The 25,266-nt window shown below is 67.7% G+C and carries 20 protein-coding genes; 7 read left to right on the top strand and 13 right to left on the bottom strand.

The window, feature by feature from the left end; translation table 11 throughout:
- Nucleotides 1–11: 11 nt before the first annotated feature.
- Nucleotides 12–356, bottom strand: coding sequence for a GNAT family N-acetyltransferase (locus IEY58_RS34800; RefSeq protein WP_407648398.1), 345 nt, complete (start codon nt 354–356; stop codon nt 12–14).
- Between the two features lie 359 nt (nt 357–715).
- On the opposite strand from IEY58_RS34800, the gene IEY58_RS14015 reads away from it, so the two are divergent.
- The 3 genes from IEY58_RS14015 to tri1 are packed head-to-tail and all read left to right on the top strand — an operon-like array spanning nt 716 to nt 3,635.
- Complete coding sequence (locus IEY58_RS14015) at nt 716–1,195, top strand: DcrB-related protein (RefSeq protein ID WP_189046713.1); 480 nt, start codon at nt 716–718, stop codon at nt 1,193–1,195.
- A gap of 14 nt (nt 1,196–1,209) precedes the next feature.
- Nucleotides 1,210–2,541, top strand: coding sequence for a PAAR domain-containing protein (locus IEY58_RS14010; protein ID WP_189046711.1), 1,332 nt, complete (start codon nt 1,210–1,212; stop codon nt 2,539–2,541).
- Nucleotides 2,538–3,635: an ADP-ribosylarginine hydrolase Tri1 gene (tri1, locus tag IEY58_RS14005; RefSeq protein WP_189046709.1), complete on the top strand. Its 1,098-nt coding sequence runs from the start codon at nt 2,538–2,540 to the stop codon at nt 3,633–3,635. The genes IEY58_RS14010 and tri1 overlap by 4 nt, the downstream gene beginning before the upstream one ends.
- A gap of 25 nt (nt 3,636–3,660) precedes the next feature.
- Here the strand turns inward: tri1 and tssG are convergent, their stop codons facing one another.
- The 8 genes from tssG to tssA form a co-directional block, all read right to left on the bottom strand.
- On the bottom strand, nt 3,661–4,767 hold the full coding sequence (gene tssG, locus IEY58_RS14000) for a type VI secretion system baseplate subunit TssG (protein WP_189046707.1): 1,107 nt from the start codon (nt 4,765–4,767) through the stop codon (nt 3,661–3,663).
- 58 nt (nt 4,768–4,825) lie between these two features.
- Entirely contained in the window at nt 4,826–6,643 is a 1,818-nt protein-coding gene (tssF, locus tag IEY58_RS13995) for a type VI secretion system baseplate subunit TssF (RefSeq protein WP_189046705.1), read from the bottom strand.
- Entirely contained in the window at nt 6,636–7,127 is a 492-nt protein-coding gene (gene tssE, locus IEY58_RS13990) for a type VI secretion system baseplate subunit TssE (RefSeq protein ID WP_189046703.1), read from the bottom strand. The genes tssF and tssE overlap by 8 nt, the downstream gene beginning before the upstream one ends.
- Before the next feature lie 5 nt (nt 7,128–7,132).
- A complete protein-coding gene (locus IEY58_RS13985; RefSeq protein WP_189046701.1) occupies nt 7,133–7,927 on the bottom strand; it encodes a type VI secretion system accessory protein TagJ in 795 nt (264 codons plus the stop codon).
- Nucleotides 7,928–7,988: 61 nt separating this feature from the next.
- Nucleotides 7,989–9,458, bottom strand: a complete 1,470-nt coding sequence (gene tssC, locus IEY58_RS13980) for a type VI secretion system contractile sheath large subunit (RefSeq protein ID WP_189046699.1) — start codon at nt 9,456–9,458, stop codon at nt 7,989–7,991.
- Between the two features lie 5 nt (nt 9,459–9,463).
- Nucleotides 9,464–10,957: a type VI secretion system contractile sheath large subunit gene (gene tssC / locus IEY58_RS13975; RefSeq protein WP_189046697.1), complete on the bottom strand. Its 1,494-nt coding sequence runs from the start codon at nt 10,955–10,957 to the stop codon at nt 9,464–9,466.
- The gene (tssB, locus tag IEY58_RS13970) at nt 10,954–11,460 is read right to left on the bottom strand and encodes a type VI secretion system contractile sheath small subunit (RefSeq protein ID WP_189046695.1); all 507 of its coding nucleotides are present in this window, start codon (nt 11,458–11,460) and stop codon (nt 10,954–10,956) included. The genes tssC (IEY58_RS13975) and tssB overlap by 4 nt, the downstream gene beginning before the upstream one ends.
- Before the next feature lie 163 nt (nt 11,461–11,623).
- Nucleotides 11,624–12,721 (bottom strand): type VI secretion system protein TssA, encoded by a 1,098-nt coding sequence (gene tssA / locus IEY58_RS13965; RefSeq protein ID WP_189046693.1) that lies wholly within the window; start codon nt 12,719–12,721, stop codon nt 11,624–11,626.
- A gap of 256 nt (nt 12,722–12,977) precedes the next feature.
- Here tssA and tssH point away from each other — a divergent pair, with 256 nt between their 5' ends.
- The 4 genes from tssH (at nt 12,978) to IEY58_RS13945 (ending at nt 17,645) form a co-directional block, all read left to right on the top strand.
- Nucleotides 12,978–15,656, top strand: a complete 2,679-nt coding sequence (gene tssH, locus IEY58_RS13960; RefSeq protein WP_229743717.1) for a type VI secretion system ATPase TssH — start codon at nt 12,978–12,980, stop codon at nt 15,654–15,656.
- Nucleotides 15,657–15,894: 238 nt separating this feature from the next.
- Nucleotides 15,895–16,371, top strand: coding sequence for an Hcp family type VI secretion system effector (locus IEY58_RS13955; RefSeq protein WP_189046690.1), 477 nt, complete (start codon nt 15,895–15,897; stop codon nt 16,369–16,371).
- A gap of 93 nt (nt 16,372–16,464) precedes the next feature.
- Nucleotides 16,465–17,313 (top strand): RNase A-like domain-containing protein, encoded by an 849-nt coding sequence (locus tag IEY58_RS13950; RefSeq protein WP_189046688.1) that lies wholly within the window; start codon nt 16,465–16,467, stop codon nt 17,311–17,313.
- Nucleotides 17,314–17,324: 11 nt separating this feature from the next.
- Nucleotides 17,325–17,645 (top strand): contact-dependent growth inhibition system immunity protein, encoded by a 321-nt coding sequence (locus IEY58_RS13945; protein WP_189046686.1) that lies wholly within the window; start codon nt 17,325–17,327, stop codon nt 17,643–17,645.
- Nucleotides 17,646–17,693: 48 nt separating this feature from the next.
- On the opposite strand, the gene IEY58_RS13940 is transcribed toward IEY58_RS13945, so the two are convergent.
- From IEY58_RS13940 to tssL, 4 genes are read right to left on the bottom strand one after another with little or no spacing between them, the layout of a single operon-like run.
- On the bottom strand, nt 17,694–18,896 hold the full coding sequence (locus tag IEY58_RS13940; RefSeq protein ID WP_189046684.1) for a serine/threonine-protein kinase: 1,203 nt from the start codon (nt 18,894–18,896) through the stop codon (nt 17,694–17,696).
- Nucleotides 18,886–20,394 carry a type VI secretion system-associated protein TagF gene (gene tagF / locus IEY58_RS13935; RefSeq protein WP_189046682.1) on the bottom strand — a complete coding sequence of 503 codons (1,509 nt, stop codon included), beginning with the start codon at nt 20,392–20,394 and terminating at the stop codon, nt 18,886–18,888. The genes IEY58_RS13940 and tagF overlap by 11 nt, the downstream gene beginning before the upstream one ends.
- The gene (gene tssM, locus IEY58_RS13930) at nt 20,376–23,921 is read right to left on the bottom strand and encodes a type VI secretion system membrane subunit TssM (RefSeq protein WP_189046680.1); all 3,546 of its coding nucleotides are present in this window, start codon (nt 23,919–23,921) and stop codon (nt 20,376–20,378) included. Before tssM ends, tagF begins: the two co-directional genes overlap by 19 nt.
- Entirely contained in the window at nt 23,918–25,264 is a 1,347-nt protein-coding gene (tssL, locus tag IEY58_RS13925) for a type VI secretion system protein TssL, long form (protein WP_189046678.1), read from the bottom strand. Before tssL ends, tssM begins: the two co-directional genes overlap by 4 nt.
- Nucleotides 25,265–25,266: the final 2 nt, after the last annotated feature.

Raw genomic sequence — 25,266 nt, 5'->3', positions numbered from 1 at the left:
GCGCGGCAAAGCTACAACACCAGCCTCCACATGTTCGTTGGGCCGTCGTCCGGGCCATCGCGTTGGCCTACTCGGCAAAATCCATTCTTTTCAAGCACGCGTTCGGACGAAGGATTCGCAGCGGCTGTCTCAGCGACCAGAGCCTCTAATGCGCCCTCTTTCCGGGCCGCTTCGATAATCGCTTGGACTGCAAAGGTTGCGTATCCGAGATTCCTCCGGCTCGCAGCGATCCCGTACCCGATCTCGGCTTGGCCTTCCGACGGGGGAGCCTTGTAGCTACACAATCCGACAACTTCGGTGTCTGCGACCACCATCCACGCGCCGCGGCATCCAGCCTCTGCGAGCCGTCTGGTCATCCGGCGAACCAAGTTAAGGACGAATGGTTGGTCAACGCCGCCAGCGGTCGGTATAAGCCCGCCTCGCGTCGGGGCGTTTTCGCTGAGAAGCCAGTCGAAGTCCGCGTCCTGCAACTCAATCAACTTTACCATTTTCTTTCTTTCGACAGGCCTCGCGAATTCGTCGGGAGCGAAGCGCCCGGCTAAATGCCCGGCGAGGCCCTCCAGCACCTCGATCCGATGCCGGATCATCAGCCGGCTGAGCTTACGCGTTTAAATTGTCGACGGCTGGAACCTTCTGTCTGAGCGGGTTGTTCCTCACCGCGGGCATTCGCCCCCATCCTCCCGCCCTGTTCCCCTTGGCAGTCGTTGGATCCGCGATGAGCGACACGGAACATCCGCTCTATTGGCTGAATGAAGGAACCCTGCCGGTCGACGTCCCCGGCGACTGGGAAGATCACACGATCAACGTGCTGCGCGTGCCGGGCCACGGCCATGCCGCGACCAGCCTCGTCGTCACCCGGGAAAAGCTGCCGCTCGGCTGGACCGTGGCGGGCTACGTCCACGACCAGATGCGTCGCCTGGCGGCGGAGCTCAAGGAATTCCAGGTGACCGCGACCGTGCCCATCCTCTATCCGGACCAGCGCTCAGAGGCGATCTGCGCCCGGTGGCGCGCGCCCGAGGGGCCGATGGACCAGGTTATCTGCTGTGTTTCGGCCGGCGGGCAGCGCCTCGTGATCTTCACCGCCACCCATCCGGCGCCCATGCCGGACCCGCTCCGGCGACGGCTGCTGCAGATCATCGCCGGGTTCCGCCCGATCGCCGCGGCGGTCCCGGCGGCCGAAACCGCCCAGGGCTGAGCGCCGGAACGCCCATGGCCGAAATCGGCGCCGCCCGCTTCGACGACCCGGTCGCCCATACCCATGCGCTGGGCGGCTTCATCGCGGGGGCACTCGTCGGCGTCGCGGCCGCGATCGGCGTGGCGCTGGTCGTGGGCGCCGTGGCAACGGCGGTCGCCGCCGAGGTCGCGACCGCCGGGCTTGCGACGCCGCTCGTCGCCGGTGCCGCGGTGACGGTGGGCGAACTCGCCGTCAACCTGGTCGTCGGCGGCTGGCTCACCAGCAAGGCCGAGGAGATTGGCGAGAAACTGGGCGGCGAGAGCTTCGGCTCGCCCAGCGGCAAGATCACGCAAGGCTCGCCCACCGTCATCATCAACGGCAAGGCGGCGGCCCGGGTGAACGACAAGGTGAGCTGCGACGGCAGCACGCTCGCCCAGGGCTCGGACTCGGTCTTCATCAACGGCCTGCCGGCGTCCCGGCTGCACGACAAGATCCATTGCGGCGGCGCCGTGGTCGAGGCGTCGCAGAACGTGTTCATCGGCGGCGGCACCACGACGGTCGGCGAGATCGCGAGCGAGGTGCCGGGCTGGGTGCGCTGGGCCGCGATCATCCTGCCGCTCGTCCCGGCCATCGGCGGCCTCGCCCGCGCCATCGGCCCGGCGCTGGCCGAGATCGAAGCGCAAGGCTTCAGCCGCGCGCTCCAAAGCGGCGCCAAGGCCGTCGCCCGCGCGCTCGAGGACCGGGCGGGCGGGGCCAGGGCGCCGGTCGAAGACTCCGTTCCAGCTGAAAGTTCCGGAGAATCTCTGCCGCCTTCCAAGCCCACCATGCCGCTCTCACAGGCTGTGGGCGAAGATGCAGCGGCTGAATGGACCGCGGCGGGGCGCGCGAATGCGGCTCGGAACGGCGTTGACGTGAGCCACCTGTCGGACGACGAGGTCGGCGCGATTTATGGCTACACCACAAACGAGGGGTATTCGGCGATCAACCCGGCCCTCCGAGGACTGCAGCCGATGACCCCTGAGTTAAGCGCCTTCCAAACACACATAGAGAGCGGGCTCGACAAGCTGCCGCCGTTTTCCGGCACGAGCTTCCGAGGGACGGATTTGCCTCCGAGCGTTCTTGATAACTATCAAGTGGGCGAAACGGTCGCTGATCCAGCCTTTGCCAGCAGTTCCACGACCTCGCCGTTTAGCGGTACGACTAGAATGGAGATGGCCGGCGAAAGCGGTCGCGACATATCGTTCTTGTCCGAATATCCCAAGGAAGCGGAAGTGCTGTTCAAGCCCAATACGCCGTTCTTGGTCACGGATCGGGCAACGATGCCGGATGGCACAACGCTCCTCAAAATGACGGAAACTCCGCATTGATCGATCTCAGGGATCCCACCGAAACCGTCGCAGCCTACGCGCGGCGCTACGATATGTTCCTGCCGCCGACCTCGTACGCCGTTGCCCGACGGATGCAGGATCCGGCGCTGCCGGCCGCGCGAGAGGTCCGTGAAGGGGTGGACCCAGCCATTCCCGTTTGGCTCCTGCCGTCTGCCTATGAGGGCGTGGCGGAAGCGACGCGCAAGGGCCGGGCGGTTGGCGCGTTGCTGGGGTTGGCTGTTGGCGACGCCGTCGGGACGACGCTCGAATTCCGCCGTCGCGACGAGGCTCGAGTGACCGATATGGTCGGCGGCGGCCCGTTCCATTTGCAGCCGGGTGAATGGACCGACGATACGAGCACCGCCCTGTGCCTCGCCGACAGTCTGCTTGCCGAGCGCAGCTTTGTGCCGGCCGATTTTGCCGCCCGGCTCGCGCGCTGGTACCGGAACGGCGAGAACAGTGTGAACGGGCGCTGCTTCGATATCGGCATCACAACGCGCGACGCGCTTGAAGCTTATCTGCAGTCGGGCCGTCCGCAATCGGGCAGTGCCGACCCGAGCAGCGCTGGCAACGGCTCACTCGTGCGCCTAGCGCCGCTCGCGATTTATTACCGTCGGTCGCTGGAACGCGTGTGGACGCTGTCCCAGGCCCAGAGCCGAACGACCCACAATGCCGCCGAGGTGCTCTCGGCTTGCCAGTTCTTCGGCATCCTGCTGTGGCATGCGCTGAACGGGGCCTCGAAGGAGGAGGTGCTGGCGCCGAAGGTTCTGCCGGTTCAGCCTCGGGTCATGATCATCAACGCCGGCGAGTATAAGCAAAAGACGCGCGACCGGATCCGCTCGTCCGGCTATGTCATCGATACGCTCGAGGCCGCCCTATGGTCGGTCTGGACGACCGATAATTTCGAGGATGCGGTGCTGACGGCGGCCAACTTGGCCGACGATGCCGACAGCGTCGCAGCCGCCGCGGGGCAACTGGCCGGGGCGCTCTACGGCGTCGAGGCCATTCCCGAACGTTGGCGGGCGCGAATCGCTTGGCACGACCGTCTGGTCGATATGGCTGCCAAGCTGTTCGATACGGCGCCCGCGGCTTGAGAGACCGACAAAGCCTCCCGCGCCCCTACTCGAACGCGCTCGCGACCACGCGCACCATGCCGTCCGCGTCGAACACGGCGTCGCCGGCGTCGACGAGCGGCGGCAGGGACGTAACCCAGCTGTTCCACCCGAGCCGCGGCCCGCCGGTCATGGCCCCCTCGGATGTGGCCTCCTCGGGCAGGATGCACGGCGGGATCTGGTCCCGCCGGAGCACCAGCTGGATCTCGTAGGAGAAATCCGGCCCGACATAGGTTCTGACCAGGTCGTTGAGCCGCAGGACCGCCGGCCGGCCCGGCAGATATGCCAGGAAATTCGGATATGTCAGCGCGCCCAGCACCACGCGGAAACAGCCCTGCACGTCGAGCATCGCTTCGCCGACGATTGCGTCGACGCCCAGCTGGTTGAAGCTGCCGCCCGCGTCCGTCGCCGGCACGGCGGTCTGTTCCGTGAGCGGTATCGCGACCCGGCGGGCCTGGAACTGCTCGATGCGCACCGGCAGGCCGGTGAAGTCGGCGATGAGCTGTTCCAGCGAGATCGCCGATTTCGGCATCTGGCCGAACAAGCCGGCGTAATAGGCGAGCGGCTCGTCCTCGAGCCTGAGGCGGTTGCGCAGGCTCGGCTGGCCCAAGCCGGCGATGGCATAGAGGATGGCGCGGGCCGGGTCGGTGCCGGCGCGTCCGTGCGTTTCGGTGAGCGCCGGCAGCCGGTATCGGCGCCAGGCCTCGTGAAGCAGCCGGATCAGCCGATCGTTGAACAGGTCGAGGAACTGAGTGAAGGCTGGATTGCGCGCGTGAAGCGCCCGGAGTGCCAGCTCGCTATAGACCTGCGGCAGGGCGCCCAGCGACCCGGTCAGGCCCATGAGGTTGACGATCAGCCGTACGTCGCTCGTTCGATCGTGGGGGCGGCGGCTTTCAAGCCCGCGCACTTCCGTCGGCGGAAAGCTCAACGACTGATGGCTCGAGAAGCGGATGGCGGGCCCGGCCGGCATATCCGCGGTGGCACCCGGATCGTCGCCGGCGTCATTCGGTGCCATCCGGGCGAGGAACTGCTCCAGGATCTGGACTGCACGGAACAGCTCGAACTGCTCTGGCGCCGTCTGCAGCTGGGCGAGCAGCCCCGGGGGCGATGCCACGGGTTGCCCCTCTGGTTGTCCTCCGGGCTGCAGGGCGACCGTGGTCATAGCGTGAGCCTCATAGCGTGAGCCGGGCGCCGGCGCGGGCCGGGAAGCGGCAGACGGGCTCGGCGTGGCCCTTGGCGCGGAGTGTGACGCGGCTGAAGGAATTGATACCGCAATAGAGCGCGAAGAAGCGCTCCAGCACCGCGGCCGGCAGGAACGTGCCGAGCGTGCCGGCCCGTTCGCGGTCGAGCGTCAGGTCGATATCGATGCCGCGACAGATGGCGGGCATGTCGGCGATGGGTGCGCGCGCGGTGCCGCGCCGATGGTCGATGGCGTGCACGCTGTCTATGATCGCCCGCGTCTCCGGCGCTTCCCGTACATCGTAGAGCGCCAGCATTTCCTTGAGCGCGCTCGCAGGCTCCGGACCGTCGAGCAGCGAGAGGTGGTTGAGGCTCAGCTGCGAAATCAGCCGCCAGCGCGCGCCGTCGCCGCTCTGCGGGCGTAGCACGCGGTTGGGCGGCGTGAGGCAGGCCAGGTCGAAGATCGGCGCGGTGCCCGCGGCAAGAATGAAGCGCGGGTGGCTGCCGCCATAGGGCAGGCGCGCCGGCAGGTCGCGGTTGGAGCAGGTCGTCTCGACCGAGACCGTCCAGTCGGCCGGCACCGAGGGATCGAGTGCCAGATCGACGAGCGAGAGATACATTTCGCTCGAGCGTTCCTGGCCGCCGCGTCCTCGCCGCGTGGCGAACCAGTAGTGGCGGCCGGGTGCGCCGCCGCCGTGATGGGTGCCATAGAGCGGCAGGAACTCCGCGCGTTCGCCGGCCGGCGAGGTGGCGCTCACCCGGTCGATCGAATAGATCTCGCGCGCCTGCGGCCGGCGGGCGTCGGCCAGCACGTGATACTCCGTCTGGCTGTGGTCGAGCAGGATCGGCTCGGCCGCCTGCTTGAACAGGTTGACGATTGGCGTGCAGCCGAGCGCGAAAGCCGCGCCGTTGATGAGGCGCGCGCCATCGGGCGGTGGGCAGTCGAGATAGAAGAAGACCTCAAGCTTGTTGCCGGCCTGGCGCAGCGATTTGGCGCTCAAGCCCGAGAGGTCGAAGAACAGGAACTTCTCGGGGAAGGCGAAGAGCTCGGTCAAGAGCCGGTAGCCCAGGAACGAGCGGGGCGAGTAGGGCAGCACGCCCTCGTCCGGCTCGAAGCCGACCGCGCCGATGCGCTCGCGCCCGAGCCGCACTGGGCTCTTATCCTCGGGGCCGTCGGCCAGCGCCACCGACAGGACATGGTTGAACAGGAGCTCGTAGAGCCGGAAAGCGACCTGCGGCTGCAGATTGAGGAAGAAGCGCAGGCGATCGACGCCGAGGTCGGTGAAGGTGACTTCGGGATCGGTGCAGGCGAGCGTCAGGCGCAGGATCGATTTCGCCTCGGCGCCGGCCGGGTTCTCAGGGGCAGGGAAAGGGCGGCCGGCGAGGCTGGCGCTCACCACCTGGACTGGCCAGAGCTCGACCGGCATGGTGGTGCGGAAGCGGCAGGGCTCGCCATCGACCGGCTCGCTCTCGACCTCGGTCAGAGCCGGCACCAGATAGGGCTTGTCGAGCTCGGGCCGGGGGCGGAACTGCAGGATCGCGGTCGATGGCACCGGCGCCAGGTGGTGCGGGTAGAGGACGCTGAGGAGCGCGTCGGTCAGTTCGGGAAAATCGTCGTCGAGCTTGAGGCGCACGCGCGCGGTCAGATACGCGAAGGCTTCGATGAGGCGCGCGACATGGGGATCGTCGACGGCGGTCTGGCTCAAGCGCAGATGGCCCGCGACCTTCGGGTTGGCCGCGGCGAATTCGGCGCTCTGCCGGCGGATGTGGCCAAGTTCCTGGTTGTAGTAGCGCAGGAACGCGTCACTCATGATCAGCCGCCCGGATGGTGAAGTTCTGCGTCGCGGGATCGAGCTGCGAGACGAAGGCGACCGGTTCCGGCGCCGGCTCGACGCGGATCAAGGCATCGATGCGGAAGCGCAAGCGCCGCTCGAGCCCGCCCCGGTCGGCGATCGAGACCGACACCGACGCGAGCCGCGGTTCGAAATGGCGGATGGCCTGCTCGAGGGCGCGGGCGAACGCCTTGCGTTGCGTCTCGGAGCTCAGGTCCCGGGTCGTGAAGTCGGGGATGCCGTAGGCGGGGAGCGCGGTCTTGAGCTCGGCCAGTTCCTTGCCGGCCGCACCCAGCGGCCGCCGGCGGGTATTGAGCAGCCATTCGAGGTCGCGCTGCAACGTCTGCCGGATCGACGCGACGAGCACGCCGCGGGACGGTTTGGCGGTCTTGTTTCCCGTGGGGACTTCGTCGAGCAGCCGGTCGAGCACGGACGGCATGACCGCGGCGGTGGTGCGGGTCATGGCGGTCAGCCGAATTCGATCGTTTCGAGGTCGAGGGCGCCGACGCTCTCCTCGCCCGCGAGAAAGCAGCGCTGGCCCTTGCCGCACACCAAGCCGGGTGCGGCTTCGACCCAGGTGCTCGTCCGCCCGAGCCTGAGCGGATCGTCATCGTCGGGCGCGCCCATGTAGATCGCCGGCAGATAGACCGTGCCGGTGAGATCGTCGGTGAGCTCGAGCTCCGCCTCGCGCCACAAGAGGTCGCGGGGCCGGCGTGGTGCTGCGAAGCGGATGCGGCGGACGGCGTCCAGTGCCACCCAGCGGTAGTCGCCGGCTCCCGTCAGCACCTCGATGAAGCCGCCGTACCGGTCGTCGAGGTCGCGAAAATCCTCGAACGGCCGATCGTTGCATCGGCCGGCCCGCGGCACGCGCGCCGTCTCGGCTTGAGCGAGCAGTTCGCCCGCCCGCGCGGCTTCGCCGAGACGCAATGCCAGGCCGGCCTCGACATAAGGGCGCAGGTCGACGCGGGTTTCGCCCAGGACCTCGGGCAGCCGGCCGGCCTGGTGCCAGTCGCTGCGCGCGGCCTCGGCTCGGACCAGCTTGCGCAACAGAGAGACCCCCATGGCGGCACCGGGATCCTGCGTCCCGATCAGGCCGAAATGCGTATCCGCCCGCTCGAGCTGGCCGGCGAGGCACAGGAGCTCCGCCAGGAGGCCGCGGGCGGCCGTGTCGGCGGGCGCCGCCTTGACGGCCTCGGTCGCCTCTGCGACGGCGGTGGTCAGGTCGCCGTCGGCCAACCGCTCGGAAATGGATGTGCCGGTCATGACGCTCTCTCGTTTCCCCTGGCTCGTTTCCCCGCGGGCCTTGGGTTCAGGAATGGGGACTTCACGAATTGGTGGGTGCGGTAAGCTCGGTCACCAGGCGAAAGGCGGTCGCCACTTCGTCGAGCTGGAAATGCGGCTTCAGATGGACGACGCAGCCGAACGTGCCCGGGCGGCCGGCGATGTCGCGCACCTGGACCTCCGCCTCGCGCAGCGGATAGCGCGCCTTGACCGTCTGCGGCGCATCGTCGTTCGCGACGCAATAGGCTTGGAGCCAGCGCCGCAGATAGTCCTCGAAATCACCGGCGGTCGTGAAGGCGCCGACCTTGTCGCGGCCGATCACCTTGATGTAATGGGCAAAGCGCGACGCGCAGAGCACGTATTGCACCATCGCCGACAGCCGGGCGTTGGCCGATGCGGCGGCACGGTCATAGACGCGCGGCCAATGCAGCGACTGGTTGCTGTAGAAGACGCAGGTCGAGACGTAGCTCGCCTTGGACAAGGGCACGAAGCCGAGCTCGCTCAGCTGCCGTTCCTGCAGGTCCGACAAGAGGACGTCGACCGGCGGCTTGTCCGCGACGCCCGGCCGATCGGTCGCGAAGCCGTCGACGATCGGATCGGGCATGACGCCGCCGCCGTCGAACTCCTCGGGCATGCCGCGCAGATCGGCGAACCAGCCGAAGCGGTCGAACGCCCGCATGGCGACGGCGCCGAACGCGAAGGCGGCGTTGCCCCAGAGATAGGCATCCGCATGGGCGCCCGAGACCTGTTCGCGGAAGCGGAAGCCGTCGATGCGCGACGGGTCGTCCCGATAGGGCTTGCGGATCAGGATGCGCGGCACGGCGAGGCCGACGAACCGCGTATCCTCCTGCTCGCGCAGGCTGCGCCAGCGCAGGAATTCCGGGCCGTCGAACGCGGTGGCGAGATCGATCCCCTTGCCCAGGTCGTCGAACCGTTCGAGGCCGAGCAGCGCCGGCGCGCAGCTGGTGATGAACGGGCAGAAAGCCGCGGCCGCGACGCCGGCGATCGCCTTCAGCGCGCCGACATCGTCCTGCGGCTGCTCGGCCGTCGGCTTATGAGCGACGTAATAGTCGCCGATCAGCAGGCCGAACGGTTCGCCACCGGGCGAACCGAACTCGTCGCTGTAGACCTTCTCGAACAGCTGGCTCTGATCGAACTCGATCGCCCGCTCGACATCGCGGCAAAGCTCGCGCCACGACACGTCGAGCAGCTTGATCTTGAGGCGCTGCATCGGCGCTGCGATGTCGACCAGATATTTGAGGCCGCGCCACGACGCCTCCAGCCGCTGAAAGCGTTGGTCGTGCAGGATCGCATTGACCTGGTCATTGAGCTGCCGGTCGATCGCCGCGATCAGACGATCGATGAGCGCCCGCGTCGCCACCGCGCCCCGGCGTTTCGGCCCCGGGGAAACGTCGCTCGGGTCGGCCGTTTCGGCGTGGCCGGCGGGAGCGACGAGTTCGATCGGTCGGACAGCGTGCGGTCGGGCGGCGTGACCCTCAGGGTGCAACGCCATGAGGCTCACAGCTTTCCGGGAATCCTCGCGACCATGCGCAGGGAGGTCGTGAGTTCTTCCATCTGCAGCCACGGCCTCATCCATGCGATGGCGTTATAGGCGCCGGGCCGGCCCGGGATCTCCTTGACCGATACGCGCGCCTCGCGCAGCGGATAGGAGGCCTTCATCTCTTGCCCGGCGTCCTCGTTCGCGTTGACGTAGTTGTTGATCCACCGGTTGAGCCAGGCCTCGCAGTCGCTCACCTCCAGGAAGGAGCCGATCTTGTCGCGCGCCATGACCTTGAGGTAATGGGCGAAGCGCGAGGTCGCCATGATATAGGGCAGGCGTGCCGAGATCGCGGCGTTGCCCGTCGCCTCGGGCCGGTCGTACTTGAGCGGCTTCTGGGTCGTCTGCGCGCCGAAGAACACGGCATAGTCGGTGTTCTTGTAGTGGCAGAGCGGCAGGAATCCCAACTTGCCCAGCTCCGCGTCGCGCCGGTCGGTGATGCCGATCTCGGTCGGGCATTTCTGGTCGGGGTCGCCGTCGTCGCTCGTGAAGATGTGGGTCGGCAGGTTTTCGACCTTGCCGCCGCCCTCGGCACCCCGGATGGCCGTGCACCAACCGTATTTGGCGAAGGCATCGGTCATGCGCGTGCCCATGACATAGGCGGCGTTCATCCAGCAATATTGCTCGTGCTCGAGGGCGCGGACCTTGCCGTCGGTCTCGACCGGACCTTCCTCGTAGTCGAACTGCTCGATCGGCTTGGTGGCGGCACCATAGGGCAGGCGGGCCAGCACGCGCGGCATGGTGAGCGTCACGAAGCGGCTGTCCTCGGTATCGCGGAAGCCGCGCCACTTCGTATATTCGGTCGACTCGAAGATCTTCTCGAGATCGCGCGGCCGGGCGAGCTCGCGATAGTCCTGGAAGCCGAACAGCTGCGGCGCCGCGGCCGAAATGAACGGCGCGAACGCCGCCGCGGCGACGCTCGACACGCTGCGCAGCACGTCGATGTCTTCCGGGTGGTTGGTGAATTCGTAGTCGCCGATCAGCATGCCGTAGGGCTCGCCGCCTGGTGTCCCGAACTCGTTCTCGTAGATCTTCTTGAACAGCTGGCTCTGGTCGAATTCGACCGCCTTGGCGAGATCCTTGCCGAGCTCGCGCTTCGAGATGTTCAGCGCGCGGATCTTCAGCATGGCGCTGGTCTCGGTATTCATCACCAGGTGATGCAGCCCGCGCCAGGTGCCCTCGAGCTTGAGGAAGTCCTGATGGTGCATGATCTCGGCCAGCTGCTCGGACAGCTTGTCGTCGAGCGCCTTGATCGCCGCGGTCAGCGTGACGGTCAGGTTGCGGCTGTAGGTGACCGTGCCTTCGAGCGCCTGCTCGGTGAGCGTCCGCAGCAGTTCCTCCGCCCGCTCGGGCTCGGTCTGCTTGGTGGCAGTGATCGCCTGATCGAGCAGCGAGGGAGCGGCGGTTTCCGTCAGTATGTCGCGCGATTCGGCCAGTTGTTCGGCGGACATCATTCGCTCTCCTTGCGGCTGCTCAAGTCTTGCGACAGGCGCTTCAACTGCTCGTCGTTCTGCAGAATCCCTTCGAGCAGGTTTTCGAGGTCCTCAGACCGATCGGCCTTGGCCAGAAGATCTCTCAGCTGATTGCGGGTATCGAGCAGCTTCCGGAGTGCCGGGACCTGCTGCACGACGCTGCCGGGCTCGAAATCCTCCATCGACGAGAACTTGAGCTCGACGGGCAGTTCGCTGCCGTCATCGCGCAGGGTATTGGCCACGCGCAGTTTCAGTCCGGGCGTCATCCGCGCGATGACGTCGTCGAAATTGTCGCGGTCGATCTGGATGAACTTCCGATCCTTGAGCGGCTTCAGGGGCTCGCTCGGGCTGCCGGAGAAGTCGGCCAGCACGCCGACGACGAAAGGCAGCTCCTTTTCGACGAGCGCGCCTTCGGTCTCGACTTCGTACTTGATGTGGACGCGAGGTTTGCGGACGCGTTCCAGCTTGTCGTGAATGCTCGCCATGACGTTCCTCGTGCTTCGATCGCAGGCCCAGGGGATCGCAGGCCAAGGGCATGGGCCGACCGCACGGGGCCCCCACCGCGACTATTCCTCCGCCGGCCCAGGAACGACCCGGCAAGGTAGAAAGTTCCGGCACACCGCCGATTTAAGGCGGTAAAGTTTTTCTTCAGCCGTCGAGCTTCGGCCGGATGCCGGCCGCGGTCAGAAACACGCTCCGCGCGTTCTGGTCCGGCAGCAGTTCAGCCAGCAATTCCGGCAGGCTCATGCGTCCCCGGCGGACGAGGTCTTCGAGCGTGTAGGACAGCGGCGAGTGGGGCTCGGTGCGGCGGAAATAGTCCGCGACCTCAAGCAACTGGCGGAATGCCTCCTCGCGCGATCCGATGGGCCCGGCCCCGGCCACAACCGGTGCCGTGCCGTTGACGGTTTCCTCGACAGCCGGTTCCGGCTCCTCCGCGGCGATAGGGGCAGGGACGAGGTCGATCTCGCTCGTCAGGTGGGCGAAGGCATCGGCCACTTCCTCGAGCACGCCGGAAATCGCGGAGGAGGATGGGGCGTTGGGGCCGCAGCGCCCGTTGAGATCGGCGGTCAGGGCGCGGAAGGCTGCGCGCGCCGCCGCCAGGTCCTCGCCGACCTGCCGCAGAAAGTCGGGGGAACTCTGGCGAACCGCGTCCTGCACCTGATCGAACGTCACGCGCACCGGCGGCGGGCGCCGGTTCGTGCCGGTGACCGGCGGGCGGTTCGCGATCGTATAATGCCAAAAGGCGAACGGCCCGGATCCCACCGTCTCGGTCAGGGGAACCTTGCGGATGGCCTGGATCAGGGTGCCTTCCGCGCCCGAGCCGTTGAGGCCGCCCAGAGCCGCCACACGGGCTGCGACGCCGTCTTCGTCGGGTGCCGGGAACAGCGTGTCCCAGTAACGCTCGACCAGGCCGCGCGCGAGATCGAAGCCGTCGCGCAGGCCGGCGAAGCCATGGAGACGCAGGCTCGCCTCGATCAGCCAGGCCGCGACCTCCAGGTCCTTCGCCTGCTCGCTGAGCAACTTCGTGGACAGTTCGTAGACCGTCTGCCAGTGGACGAACGAGGTGCCGGCCTCTTCATCCGCGTCGGCCTGGCGCTCCTGGGCGCGGGCCGTCGCCCGGGCGTCCTTCAGGGCGAAATAGAGCGCTCCGGGCGCACCGTCGCGCCGCGGATCGGCGCCGACCGGCGTTTCGGAGGATATCGGAGCGAGAAGAACGTCAAGATTGAAAACAGGCCGCGCGCCCATGGTACAGAAAGGTCATTGTTGACGATCAATGTACGATTGCGAGGCCGTCGGGGGCCGAGGCACACACCTCTGCCCCATAAGCTAAGCTTGCCTTGATGTGGGCAGGGAAGGCCAGCAAAAAACTTTTGTGACGAGATCGAACTCTCTTACACGCGGAGCGTTAGCCTCACGCTGCACGGCAGCAATGGTTGTACACAATCCAGGGATGCGCCGACAGGTGTAAGGGGGAAACGTGCCGGCCGATCTCAGATCGCTTGTGGAACGATTGAACGAGACGACGCGCAAGGCGCTTGAAGCCGCTGCGGGTCTGGCGCTCGCGCGGACTCATTACGAGATCGATATAGAGCATGTGCTGAGCCGCTTGCTGGACCGGCCCGACAGTGATTTCGCGGCGATCCTCCGGCAGTTCGAGCTTGATCCGGCGGGTATCCAGCGCGGGCTCGATCGGTCGCTCGACGGCTTCAAGACCGGCAACGGCCGGGCGCCCGGCTTTTCGCCGCGGCTGTCGGCCCTGCTGCGCGAAGCCTGGCTGACGGGCTCGCTGCAATTCAGCGCGCGGATGATCCGCTCGGGCCACCTGGTGCTGGCGCTCGTCAGCGAGACGACGATCGGCCGCACGGTGAACGACGTCCTGCCGCTGCTGAACGCGATCCGCGCCGAGCGTCTCGCGGCCGAATTCCCCGCCATCGTCGCCGAGACCGCCGAGCGGGAGCTGACGCCGCAAACCGGTCCGGCGTCGTCCGCCGGGCCGGCGATGCTCACGGCGACGCCCCATCTCGACGCCTATACGATCGATCTCACGGCGGAGGCGCGCGCTGGGCGGATCGACCCGGTCATCGGCCGCGACGCCGAGGTGCGCCAGATCGTCGACATCCTGTCGCGGCGCCGGCAGAACAATCCGATCCTGCTGGGCGAGGCGGGCGTCGGCAAGACGGCGATCGTCGAGAGCTTCGCGCTGCGCATCGCGACCGGCAAGGTGCCGCCGGCGCTGCAAGCCGTCGCGGTCCGCACGCTCGACCTCGGCCTGATGCAGGCCGGTGCCGGCGTCAAGGGCGAGTTCGAGCGCCGCCTCAAGGCGGTGATCCAGGAGGTGAAGTCTTCCGCCCAGCCGGTCGTGCTGTTCATCGACGAGGCGCATCAGCTGATCGGCGCCGGCGGCCAGGCCGGCCAGGGCGATGCGGCGAACCTGCTGAAGCCCGATCTCGCCCGCGGCGAGCTCAGGGTCATCGCGGCGACGACCTGGGGCGAATACAAGAAGTATGTCGAGCGCGACGCGGCACTGACCCGGCGCTTCCAGGTCGTGCGCGTCGAGGAGCCGTCGGAGGCGATGGCGATCGACATCATGCGCGGCCTCGCCGACACGTTCGCGGGCCACCACAAGGTCCGGATCCTCGACGAGGCGGTCCGGGACGCGGTGCGCCTGTCGAAGCGCTACATCCCGGCTCGCCAGCTGCCGGACAAGAGCGTCAGCCTGCTCGACACGGCAGCCTCCATGGTCGCCATGAGCCGGACCGTGCAGCCGGCGGCGCTCGAAGACGTCGAGCGCGAGCAGGAACTGGCCGGACGCGAGCGCGCCACACTCGAACGCGAAGCGGCCGCTGGCGTCGATCATCACGAGGCGCTTCAGGGGCTCAATGAGCGACTGGCGGCGCTCGATGCCCGGCACGACGCCCTGTCGGCGCAATGGAACGAGGAGCGCCAGCTTCTGGAACGGCTCGCGGAGCTGCACGCCGGCCGCTCGGCCGACGAGGCGCCGGACATCGCCCACATCGAGCAGATCAAGGCGACCGAGGCGAAGCTTCGCCAGGTTCAGGGCGACGCACCCCTGCTGCATGACGCGGTCGACGGCCAGGCGGTCGCGAAGATCGTCGCCGGCTGGACCGGCATTCCGGTCGGCCGCATGGTGACGTCCGATATCGAGGCGGCGCTCGACCTCGACCGGCGCCTGGCCGAACGGATCGTCGGCCAGGACCATGCGATCCGCACGATCGCCGACGCGATCCGGACGGCCAAGGCGAAGCTGCTGGACCCGCGCAAGCCGCCGGCCGTGTTCCTGCTGGTCGGCACGAGCGGCGTCGGCAAGACCGAAACGGCGCTGGCGCTCGCCGACATTCTCTATGGCGGCGAGCAGAGCCTGACCGTCATCAACATGTCGGAGTTCAAGGAGGAGCACAAAGTCTCGATGCTCGTGGGCTCGCCACCCGGCTATGTCGGCTACGGCGAGGGCGGCGTCCTGACCGAGGCGGTGCGCCGCCGGCCCTATGGCGTGCTGCTGCTCGACGAGATGGAAAAGGCGCACCCGGGCGTCCAGGACGTGTTCTACCAGGTGTTCGACAAGGGCACGCTGCGCGACGGCGAAGGCCGCGACATCGATTTCCGCAACACGACGATCCTGATGGCCTCGAACGCCGGCACGGAGCTGCTGGCCCAGCTCGCCGCCGATCCGGAGGCGATGCCGGACGGTGCCGCTCTCACGCCGCTCATCCGGCCCGAGCTGCTGAAGCACTTCAAGCCGGCTTTCCTGGGTCGCGTCTCCGTCGTGCCGTACCTGCCGCTCCCGCCGTCGGTGCTTCGCCGCATCGTCGAACTGCAGATCGACAAGATCCGCGCGCGCGTGGCCGAGACTTATCGCGCCACGCTCAAGGTCGAGTCCGCGGTGCTCGACCAGATCGTGGCCCGCTGCAGCGAGACCGACACGGGCGCCCGCGCGATCGAACATATCCTGACGGGTTCGCTCATGCCGGCGCTCTCCCGCCAGTTCCTGACCGCCCTCGCCGATCGGCAGCAGATCGAGCGGGTGACGGTCGGGCTCGGCGCCGATGGCGCCTTCCATGTCCTGGCCGACACTGTCCGCGCCGCCAATATCCCGGCCAACTGGCGCGACCCGGCGCACGCGCCCCAGATGGCGCATGGGGCGGCGCACGGAGCGGTCTAGTTCGTTTGTCGGATCCGGACGCCTGACGCCCCCGGATCCGACCGCTGCTTCGCGGTGCTCACGCCCGAGCAGCAACAGCTGGTTCCCGAGTCTGCCTGCACCTTCGATGCCCACACGGCGGGAAGGTCGTGTCCGCACAATCGTTCGGCGGCACCCGTCTCCTCCTGTGGTTCGACCTCTCGACCGCCGACCGCGCGCCAGACCGGTGCCGGCGGCTCAACAAGCTTGGAGATGCTGTATGCCGATCTATCTGCAACTCGACGGTATCCAGGGCGATGCCACGCACGAAAGCCACAAGCAATGGACCGACATCAAGTCCGTCCAGTGGGGCATTAACCGTCAGATGAACACGCTGGCCGGCTCGTCGGCCAACCGCGAAGGGTCGGAGCCGGAAGTCGGCGAGGTCACGCTGATCAAGACGTCCGACAGCTCGTCGCCGAAGCTGATGACCGAGGCGGCCAGCGGCAATTCGGGCAAGACCGCGAAGATCCATCTGGTGACGAGCGGCAGCCCGGGCGACACCTATCTCGAGTTCACGCTCACCAACGTGCTCGTCTCCGGCTACACGCTCGCCACGAGCGGCGATCGGCCCGAGGAGACCATCGTGCTGAACTTCACCAAGGTGGAGATGAAGTACACGCCCTACGACGCGAGCCACCAGGCACAGTCGCCTGTCATCGCGTCCTACGACCTGGCGACGACCCAGGCCGCCTGACGCCCCTGAGGCGAGGGCCGCGAGCGTGCTCGCGGCCCTTTCCGCCTCGTGTTGCGTCCCTGGGGGCTTGGTTGACCATACGAGGGGGGTGAAATGGCTTCGCTATCCGATACGGATGGCGACGATGGGCTCACCATCGTCCTGTCGCCCGTGCAACTCGCCGCGGTGATGCAGGGGCGTTCGATTTCCGCCAACGAGACCAGTGGCGGCCGTTTCCTGAGCCGTCTCTTCGGTGGGCTGCAGATGATCGGCGGCGCCATCGAACTGGTCGGCGCCGCGGGCCTGTTCCTGGCACCGGAGCCGACGGCGCTCACCAAGGCGGGCGGCGCCGTGCTCGGCGCCAACGGCGTCGACAACACCGCGACGGGCGCATTCGAGCTCTGGACCGGCCGTTCCTATAGCACGCTGACCGAACGGGCGGCCCGGGCCGCTGCCCGCAGCCTCGGCTGCGATCCAGATACGGCCGAGACGGTCGGAATCGTCGTCGACATCGCCGTGCCGGTGGTCGCCGCCGCCGGCCTTGGCGCGGCGCGTGCGCTCGCCGTCCGCGAAGGCATGATCGACTTGAAGGCCGAGGAGGCGGCCGGCGGCCACACGATCGCGCGCCACGTCGGCAAGGACGAGGCGTTCCTGCGCAACCGTCTTGCGACAGAACCGAAGATCCCCGCCGCCGGGACCTTCCGCAGCTTGCCGGAGGCGGAGAAGTTCGTCAGCCGGGCCATTAGCGCAAACGCCAGCCAAATTCAGAGTTGGGCGTCGACGGCAAAGCCAGGTGCGATCCTGCCGCTTCCGATCTACGATGCCGGACAGATCGTCGGCGTCACCATTCCTCGACTGACTGGCACGCTGAAATCAGTCAGCAAAGTGCAGGTGGTGCTGCGGAAGACGGTCGTAGGGCAGAAGGTATACTTTGTACTTACGGCGTATCCTTCACATCTCTGAGGACAGCCGCTGTGGGCTACAGTGAACTGCAAAAGCAATTTTTCAATCTGTTCACTCTCCTCGCGGGGTACCTGAATCAGGATTTCGATATCTTCGGCCCTGATCTGGATGACGCGGTGAATGCCTTTATCGATGTTTCGGATGCCGCGACGATCGCGGAGACTCGAGCGGAGATCGCGCATTTTCTCAAAACTAAGGCCAATGATCTCGACGCGGAGCTGGAACGTCTGAGCGGCGGGCATGCGCAGGAGCCTGGCATGAGCACGCACGCCTACCTTCTCTGGCTCGATGGGCTGCTGGCCGAAGCCCAAGGACGCAAGGACGACGCCTAAGCCATCGGACGACGCCTAAGCCATCGGACGACGCTCAACGGGCGACGATCAGCGCCGGCGGAGCCAGCCGACCCATTTTGCGAGGCCGCGAGGCTCGGGCCGATGGCCGAGTGCCGTTATCGCGCGCGCCTCGGCCAGCAATTGGTCGAGGCCGGCGAGGCGCCGGCGCGGGTCGGGCTCGAGCATGCGTGCAATGAGCGGGCGCAGCCGCTCCGGGGCGGCGTCGAGTGCCGGGACCCGTTGGCGGGCCGCGGCCGCTTCCTCGGCGGTCTGGCCCATCGGCAGCCGCTCGCCGCGCGCCGCCGCCATCAGGGTCAGGCCGAAGGCATAGATGTCGGCCACCGGGCCGACCTTGCCGCCGTAGAGGCCGACCTGCTCCGGGGCGGCGAAGGAATATTTGCCGGCGAAATCGATGCTGACGCCGGTACCGGGTGGGCCGAGACTGCGTGCTACGCCGAAATCGATGATCTTCGCCTGGGCCAAATCGTCGTCGGGCAGCAGGATATTGTCGGGCGCCAGGTCCTGATGGACGATGCCGGCCGCATGCAGCGCCTTGAGGCCGCCGCCGATCCGCTCGATCAGGCGGATGAGATCGCCCAAGCCCAGCGGGCTACGGCGCATCCGCTGTGACAGCGACGGCCCCTCGATCAACTCGAGCAGGATCATCTGCCGGCCGTCCGTGTCGCGCAGCAGGGCCTGGCAGCCGACGATCGCGTCGTGCCGGACGCGCAGCAGCAGCCGCGCCTCCTCCTCGAACAGCTGGGCCAGCTTGTCGTCGTTGCGATATTCCTGGCGCAGCAGCTTCATCGCGTGGTCGGTCTTGAGATCCCGGTGGCGCACCCGATAGATCTCGCCCATGCCGCCGGTCGCGAGCAGTTTGCGGACGATGAAGCTGTTCGCGAGAATGCGCCCCGGCGGCAGGGTGCCGCCTTGCCCGGCCTCGTCGGCGCCGGCCTCGCTCGCGATATAGCGGTCGAGCACGCCGCGCGCGGTAACGAGCAGCTCCGCAACGTTGGTCCGGCCGAGCCCCAGCCGGTGGGCCTCGCCCGTCACCTTGCTGATGAAGGTCGCGAGGTGCCGTTCGAGCTGCTCCTGCGCCGCGTCGTAGGGCGACTGCTCGGTCGGCGCCGGCCCGTCTTCCGCGGCGAGCACGAGCGCGGTGGTTTCCTCCTCAGGCGGGGCCGGGGCCAGGTCGAGGCGGGTGAGCTCGTCGTCCGGCTTCTCGAGCTGCGCCTCGTTCTCAAGTTCCATGCCCGCTCTCCCCAGGATCGGTTTCCTTGATGCGGAGGCCCTCGGGGATTTCGATGACGACTGCGGTCACATTGTCGGGCGCGCCGGACACCAGCGCGTCCTCGATCAGCCGGTCGATCGTGGCACTCGTGGCGGGGACGGAAAGCGCATCGGCGAGCTCGTCCGCCTTCAGCACGCCGCTCAGCCCGTCGCTGCACAACAGGAAGCGATCGCCCGGTTCGAACTGGTCGTGCACGACATCGAGCTCGAGCCGGGCGGCGGCCCCGACCGCGCGCGTGATGGCGGCCGACTTGCCGCTGCCGGCGGCGGCCGGCTGGGAGACATGATCCCGGGTCAGCAGGCGCAGGACGCCCTTGCGGTAGAGATAGATCCGGCTGTCGCCCGCCCAGAGGCAGGTGAAGCCGTTGCCGTAGGTGATGAGGATCGCAACCGTCGAGGCGACGATCGCATTCTCGTCGAGCAGCGCCGCCTTCTCCCGAAGCTTGGCGTTCGCCTCGCCCAAGGCGGCCTGCACGTCGTCGACGAAACTGCCGGCCGACAGCGGCGGCAGGACCTGGTTCAGCTGGTCGACGACCGTGCGGCTGGCGAATTCGCCGGCCTGGTGGCCGCCGACGCCGTCCGCGACCGCCCAGAGGCTGAGGTCCGGCCGCAAGAGATAGGCGTCCTGGTTGCTGGTGCGCTTGGCCCCCGGATGGCTGCGCCCGAAGCTCGGCAGCTCGATCGAGGGCTTCAGCAGCAGGACCGGCACGTCGAGATCGATCGGGATCGACGCCGACGGCCGCTCCCAGCCCCATTCGTCCCATTTGCCGTCCATGAAGGCGGCGAAATTCTGCGGTGCCGGCAGGCCCGGCGCGATCAGCAGGGAGCTGCGCACGCGCTCGGACCCGGTGGTCCACCACAGGCTGAACCGGTTGTCGAAGCCGACCAGCACCTGATCCAGGATCGTGCTGTAGGCCTGCGTCAGCGCCGGATCGTCCGCGAGATCGACCCGGAAGCCGGAACGCTCGGCGCTGCCGGTCGGCAGCTGGCTTTCGTACGCCGGCAGGCCGATCGCCCGCATGGCATTGTCGAACCGGTCGAAATCGAACTCGTCGTCGAGCGAGCTCAGCGCCAGCCGTTCGATCTGGCCGAACCAGTCGTCGGCCGTCCGCATCAGCCGGACCGGCGCCGAGCAGCCGGGCAGCGAGGCGGCGAGTACCAGCGGAAAATAGCGGCCGACCCGGTCGACGCTCGGCATCAGCACGCCCGCGACCGGGATATCGCCGCACAGGCCCGGTCCCATGACGAAGCGCCAGATCGGCGTATCGAGATAGGCGGTCAGCCAGAAATCCTTGAGCTGCCGCTGGCTGGTCGCGATCGAGCGCTGCAGCCATTCGTCGAGCGGCTTCAGGAATTTCGGGTCGAGGCGCCGGGCGATGAAATCGCCGCGCGCCGGCATTTTCCCATAGAAGCCGGGCTCGTGCGCGGCCGTGGGCGGGTTCAGAACGACGTCGGACACCGGAACTGCCTCAAATCCTTGAGGTTGAAGGGATTGAGCACGCTGCTCGTCCGCACGTCGTAGCTCGCGTGCTTGCCGCCGGCCGTGAAGGTGACGCGGAACGTGTCGCTCGACGGGCCTGGCTGCATTTCCGAGGCGTCGAACAGCCGGAACAGGGCCCAAGGTCCGGAATTGGTGCTGCTCGCCTGCCCGCTTGCCGGCGAGGAGAAGGCGACGCGCGTCTGGGCGCCGCCACCGGGCGACGGCCATTGCATTGGCGATGGCCGGGTGGGCCCATGCCGATAGTCGGTATGCTGGCCGTCGAGGTCGATCTGGATCTCCGTCGCCGATGCGTCGAGCTCGACCGGGGTCAGTTCGAAATGGACCAGCGGTTGATTGCCGCTGCCAGCGAAGAAGGCGTCGCGGATCGCGGCCGCATGCTCGAACTCAGCCAGCACGCCGGGCGCGATGCCGAGGTCGGCCGACCCTTCGACATGCTGCCAGCGCCAGGGATGACGCGACGTGTCGACCAGCGGCTTCAGGTTGGCGTTGAAGAAATTGTCGATGAGGCCGTTCGGCGCGAACAGCTTGGCGAAATCGTCGAGCGGCACGTCGTTCGTGCTGTCCTTGAAGAAGGGATAGCGCCGGTTCGTCGCCTTGACGCAGAAATTGCGCACCTCGGAATCCCACAGATCGCCCAGCTGCGAACGGGCGCCGCCGACCGAGATCGACGAGACATTGTTCGCCATGCCGCCGAGCCAACCGTCGAGCGGCGCCGGCAGCCGCCGCGCGTCGGCGGCCATCTGCTGCACGCCGCCGTCGCCCGAACCGTCGGCGACCGCATGGAGCATGGCCTGGCCCTTGACCGGCGAGCGCGAGACGTGGCTCAGCTGCTGATAGACGTTGCCGAGGCTGCGCGTCATGTCGTCGATGGGTGCGGGCGCGCCGTTCGCGGCGGTGACGAGATCCTGGATCGGCTTGAATTTCTGGTCGATCTGCGCCGTGGGCGACGCCGCCGCACCACTCGCCGGTGCCAGGAGTGCGGTCAGGCGCAGCGTCGCCTCGTCCGGCTTGTCGCCGCCGGGCGGGCGACTGATGCTCGTCTCCTTCGCGATGCTTTTCAGCAGCAGGCTCAACGGCGAATCCGGGCCGGACAGGAGATTGAGCTCGGCGATCGCCTGGTCGAGCGACTGCGTCTGGACGAGCTGGACATCGGCGAGCAGGCTCTGCCACTGCGTCAGGTAGTCGTTGAGGTAGAGCGCCAGCACGTCGTGCTTGAAGGCGTCGGTCGAGGCCGTCGCCGCGTCCTCGCCGGCCGTGCCGCCGCGCACCCAGCGCTCCGCCTCGACCTGCTGGGCGACGCCGGACAGCGCCGGCAGGAATACCTCGTAGAAGCCGCGATAGGTGTAGATGCCGGGGATGCCGCTCGCGAGCGGTTTGCCCGAGACACGGGTGAACACCTGGTCGGCGGCCGGGCCGGCGTGATCGATGATACGCCAAGCCGGCAGGTCGCGCGCCGCCTTGCTCTGCCTGATGAGCGCATAGGCGCGATTGGCCGGCGGCACCTGCTGCAGCGTCTTGCGGGCCTGGTCGATGAGGCCGCCGTCGAGCGCGATGTTCGGCAGCGGCGCCTCGGCGAGCGCGTCATAGTGGCTCGCGAGGTCGTTGCGCAGCTGCTCGTTGGCCGGGCCGGGATATGTCGCCGCCCAGTCGACCACCAGCCAGCGGCGCACGAATTCCCGGTCGAACGGCCCCTGGTTGCCGAGCATCAGATAGGCCTTGAGCGCCTCGCTCAGATAGTCGACGTCGTCGATGTGGTCGCGGATCTGACCTTGCAGCCGGGTGAGCAGGCGCGGCAGGAACAGGCCATTGAGCGCCCGGTGATAGACCGCGTCATGCTGGAACAGCAGCTTGTCGCCCTGGTAGAGCCCGACCGTGAGCCAGCTGTTCGGACGCTCGGTCTTGAGCCCGGTCGGCAGCGCGCGCAGCTCGTTGAGCGCCGGGACGGTCCGCGCGATGTCCGTGTCGCTGACGTCGGTCGACGGGATGCCGGCGACCGTCTTCTGGTAGGTCGCGAGCTCGCCGTCGATCTCGGCGATGAGCCGCTCGTTCGCGAGATAGCCGTTCGTCCAGATCGCGGCGAGGCCGATGATCAGCAGGGCGGCGGCGGCATAGGCGGTGATGCGCAGCGCCCGCTGCCGCCGGTCGGCGCGCGGATCGGTCGCGACCATCGCCGCCTCGGCGAAGATGACGTTGCGGAAGAGGCGGGTCAGGAAATAGCTGCGCCCCTGGCCGGGAAAGGCCGGCAGGCGTTGCGGCGTGACACCGAACGCCGACGACATGACGCTCATCATGCGGTCGATCGGCGTGCCGGTCTGGGTGCCGGACGCGAGATAGACGCCGCGCAGGAGCGCGCGCTGCTCGTACCGGGTCGGGCGGAAGATCTCGGTCAGGAGCTCCTGCACCGAATCGCGCAGGCTCGCGATCTGGTTGGGGAAACTGTAGATCAACCCGCGCCGCTCGATGTCGGGCTCCTGCTGCACCCGCTCCAGCAGCTGATCGTTCATCCGGCCGACCAGCTGGTCGAACTCGGCCGGCACCTGGGTGACGATGCCTTCCTCGCCCAGCTCCGCCTTGTCGAGCGGCAGGGTGGCGCCCCAGACCTGCTCGCGCTCGGTCTTGGTATAGGCGTCGAAATACTCGACGAAACCGGCGATCAGGTCGGCCTTGGTGAACAGCACATAGACCGGGAAGCGCAGGCCGAAATGCTCGTAGAGCTCGTTCAGGCGCTGGCGGATGGCCTGGGCATGGCCGAGCCGTTCGGCGGGATCCCGCGCCGCCACGTCCGAAAGGCTGATCACCAGGATGACGCCGTTGATCGGCTGGCGCGGCCGGCTGGACTTGAGCAGGTTGAGGAAGCCCAGCCACGAGGCCTGGTCGATCTGCGGGTCGCTGTCCTGGGTCGTGTAGCGCCCGGCCGTGTCGAGCAGGATCGCCTCTTCGGTGAACCACCAGTCGCAGTTCCGGGTGCCGCCGATGCCCTTGAGCGGATCGCGGCCGAGCGTGTTCGACAGCGGGAACTTGAGGCCCGACGAGAGAAGGGCGGTGGTCTTGCCCGAGCCCGGCGGGCCGATCATGACGTACCAGGGCAGCTGGTAGAGGTAGTCGCGGCCCCAGCGCCGGCCGCTGCCGGTCTTGCGCAGCAGGCCCAGCGCCTCCTGCAGCCGGGTGCGGAGCTGGGCGATCTCCTCGGCCGTCGCATCGCCGGGGCGGTTGGGATCGACCGCGGTCAGGTTCTCGATCATCGCCTTGTTGGCCCGGCGCTTCACCCAGACGACGATCAGGTTGGCGACGAGCCAGACGGCAAACACGACCGCGATGGCGATCAGGCGGGATTCGTCGCTTTCCAGCGGCCGGTAGCCGTGGATGACGATCATGTCGGCGAGGAACCACAGGACCGTCGCGAGGCCGATCGCCCAGATCAGCGACGAGACCCAGCGGCCCTTGAAGCGCGACAGGACCACGCTGAGGATGCTTAACGGATTCATGGTGCTTGGGCTCCGGCCGGGCGAGACAGGGTCGGGCGGGTCAGCATGATGTCGATGCGCCGGTTGGTCTCGCGGCCCTCCGGCGTATCGTTGGACGCGAGCGGTTCCGCATCGGCCCGGCCTTCGGAGGTGACGCGGGTCTTGTCGGCGAGGTGCGCTTTCACCATGTCCGCGACCGCTTCGGCCCGCGCGGTCGACAGGTGCCAGTTCGACGGGAAGCGCACCGTATGGATCGGCACGTTGTCGGTGTGGCCGGTGATCAAGATCTTGCCGGGCTCGCCGTCGAGTGCCTGGGCGATGCGGTCGACCAACCCGTCGTAGCGCTCGTCGATCGTGGCGCTGCCCGACGGGAACATGCCGCTGTTGCGGATGCGCACGGTGACGGTGGCGCCTTCGCCCGAGACCGTCACCAGCTTCTGGTCGATTTCGGGCTTGAGGAACGTCTTCAGGTGATCGAACGCGACATTCTTCGGCGGCGGGGCCGGCAACGCGGGGGCGGCGACATGGATGCTGGGGGTGCCGGTCGGCGGCAGGGTTGCGAGCGTCTTCAGCGTGCCGTCCGAACTGCGGTTGAGCGCGAAGCTGAAGCCCACGATCATGAGCGTGATGATGATCACGCTCGCGGCCACGATCGTCCACAGCTCGACGTAGGAGCGTAAGGGGCGATGCACCGCCTCGATACCGTGCCAATGCGGCGACAGCTCGCGCTCGAAGTCGCCCTGCTGGCGCAACGTGCGATAGAGGCCGTCGCGGATGCGCGCCAGCTCGAGTGCTCCGTGCGGAATGATGCGGAGCCGGCCCTCGAAACCGAGCGACAGGCAGAGATACATGAGCTCAAGCACATCCCGGTTGGCGCCGGGCTCGCGGTGCAGGTGGGTCAGGAGGTCGAAGAAGCGCTCGCCACCGCTGACGTCGAGATGGAAGGTCGACACCATGCTGTTGCGCGTCCAGCTCGAATGATTGCCCCACGGCGTGTTCAGCACGACGTCGTCGAGTGTCGCGCACAGCGCGTAATGGGCGGCGCGCGCCGCCTCGGCCGGAACGCTGGCGGCCAGGACCCGCTTCTCGAAGGTACGGATCTCGGCGATCACCCGTTCGCGCAGCAGGTCCACGTTGCTCTGCTCGACGGAGGCGGTGAGCCGTCGGACCAGGCCCAGGATCGGCCCGGCCGCCGCGACCAGCGGATTGATGCCGCCGGCGGTGAGGTCGGCGACATCCTCCGCCCGGTAGGATGGCGCCGCTTCGACCGGCCGTACCGGGGCCGCACTCGGCCGCCGGCCGCCGGGCGTGGGCTTGACGATGGTTTGCTCGGGTCCGCCCCCGTGGGTGCTGTACAGCGTCATCA

Origin of the sequence: Aliidongia dinghuensis (assembly GCF_014643535.1) — a bacterium.
GTDB lineage: Bacteria > Pseudomonadota > Alphaproteobacteria > ATCC43930 > CGMCC-115725 > Aliidongia > Aliidongia dinghuensis.
This window is presented reverse-complemented; position numbering and strand designations above follow the sequence as displayed.

Coding starts and splice junctions, on each gene's coding strand:
- IEY58_RS34800 (WP_407648398.1), bottom strand. CDS start 356: ATGACCAGACGGCTCGCAGAGGCTGGATGCCGCGGCGCGTGGATGGTG.
- IEY58_RS14015 (WP_189046713.1), top strand. CDS start 716: ATGAGCGACACGGAACATCCGCTCTATTGGCTGAATGAAGGAACCCTG.
- IEY58_RS14010 (WP_189046711.1), top strand. CDS start 1,210: ATGGCCGAAATCGGCGCCGCCCGCTTCGACGACCCGGTCGCCCATACC.
- tssF (WP_189046705.1), bottom strand. CDS start 6,643: ATGAGTGACGCGTTCCTGCGCTACTACAACCAGGAACTTGGCCACATC.
- tssE (WP_189046703.1), bottom strand. CDS start 7,127: ATGACCCGCACCACCGCCGCGGTCATGCCGTCCGTGCTCGACCGGCTG.
- IEY58_RS13985 (WP_189046701.1), bottom strand. CDS start 7,927: ATGACCGGCACATCCATTTCCGAGCGGTTGGCCGACGGCGACCTGACC.
- tssC (WP_189046699.1), bottom strand. CDS start 9,458: ATGGCGTTGCACCCTGAGGGTCACGCCGCCCGACCGCACGCTGTCCGA.
- tssC (WP_189046697.1), bottom strand. CDS start 10,957: ATGATGTCCGCCGAACAACTGGCCGAATCGCGCGACATACTGACGGAA.
- tssB (WP_189046695.1), bottom strand. CDS start 11,460: ATGGCGAGCATTCACGACAAGCTGGAACGCGTCCGCAAACCTCGCGTC.
- tssA (WP_189046693.1), bottom strand. CDS start 12,721: ATGGGCGCGCGGCCTGTTTTCAATCTTGACGTTCTTCTCGCTCCGATA.
- IEY58_RS13955 (WP_189046690.1), top strand. CDS start 15,895: ATGCCGATCTATCTGCAACTCGACGGTATCCAGGGCGATGCCACGCAC.
- IEY58_RS13950 (WP_189046688.1), top strand. CDS start 16,465: ATGGCTTCGCTATCCGATACGGATGGCGACGATGGGCTCACCATCGTC.
- IEY58_RS13940 (WP_189046684.1), bottom strand. CDS start 18,896: ATGGAACTTGAGAACGAGGCGCAGCTCGAGAAGCCGGACGACGAGCTC.
- tssM (WP_189046680.1), bottom strand. CDS start 23,921: ATGAATCCGTTAAGCATCCTCAGCGTGGTCCTGTCGCGCTTCAAGGGC.
- tssL (WP_189046678.1), bottom strand. CDS start 25,264: ATGACGCTGTACAGCACCCACGGGGGCGGACCCGAGCAAACCATCGTC.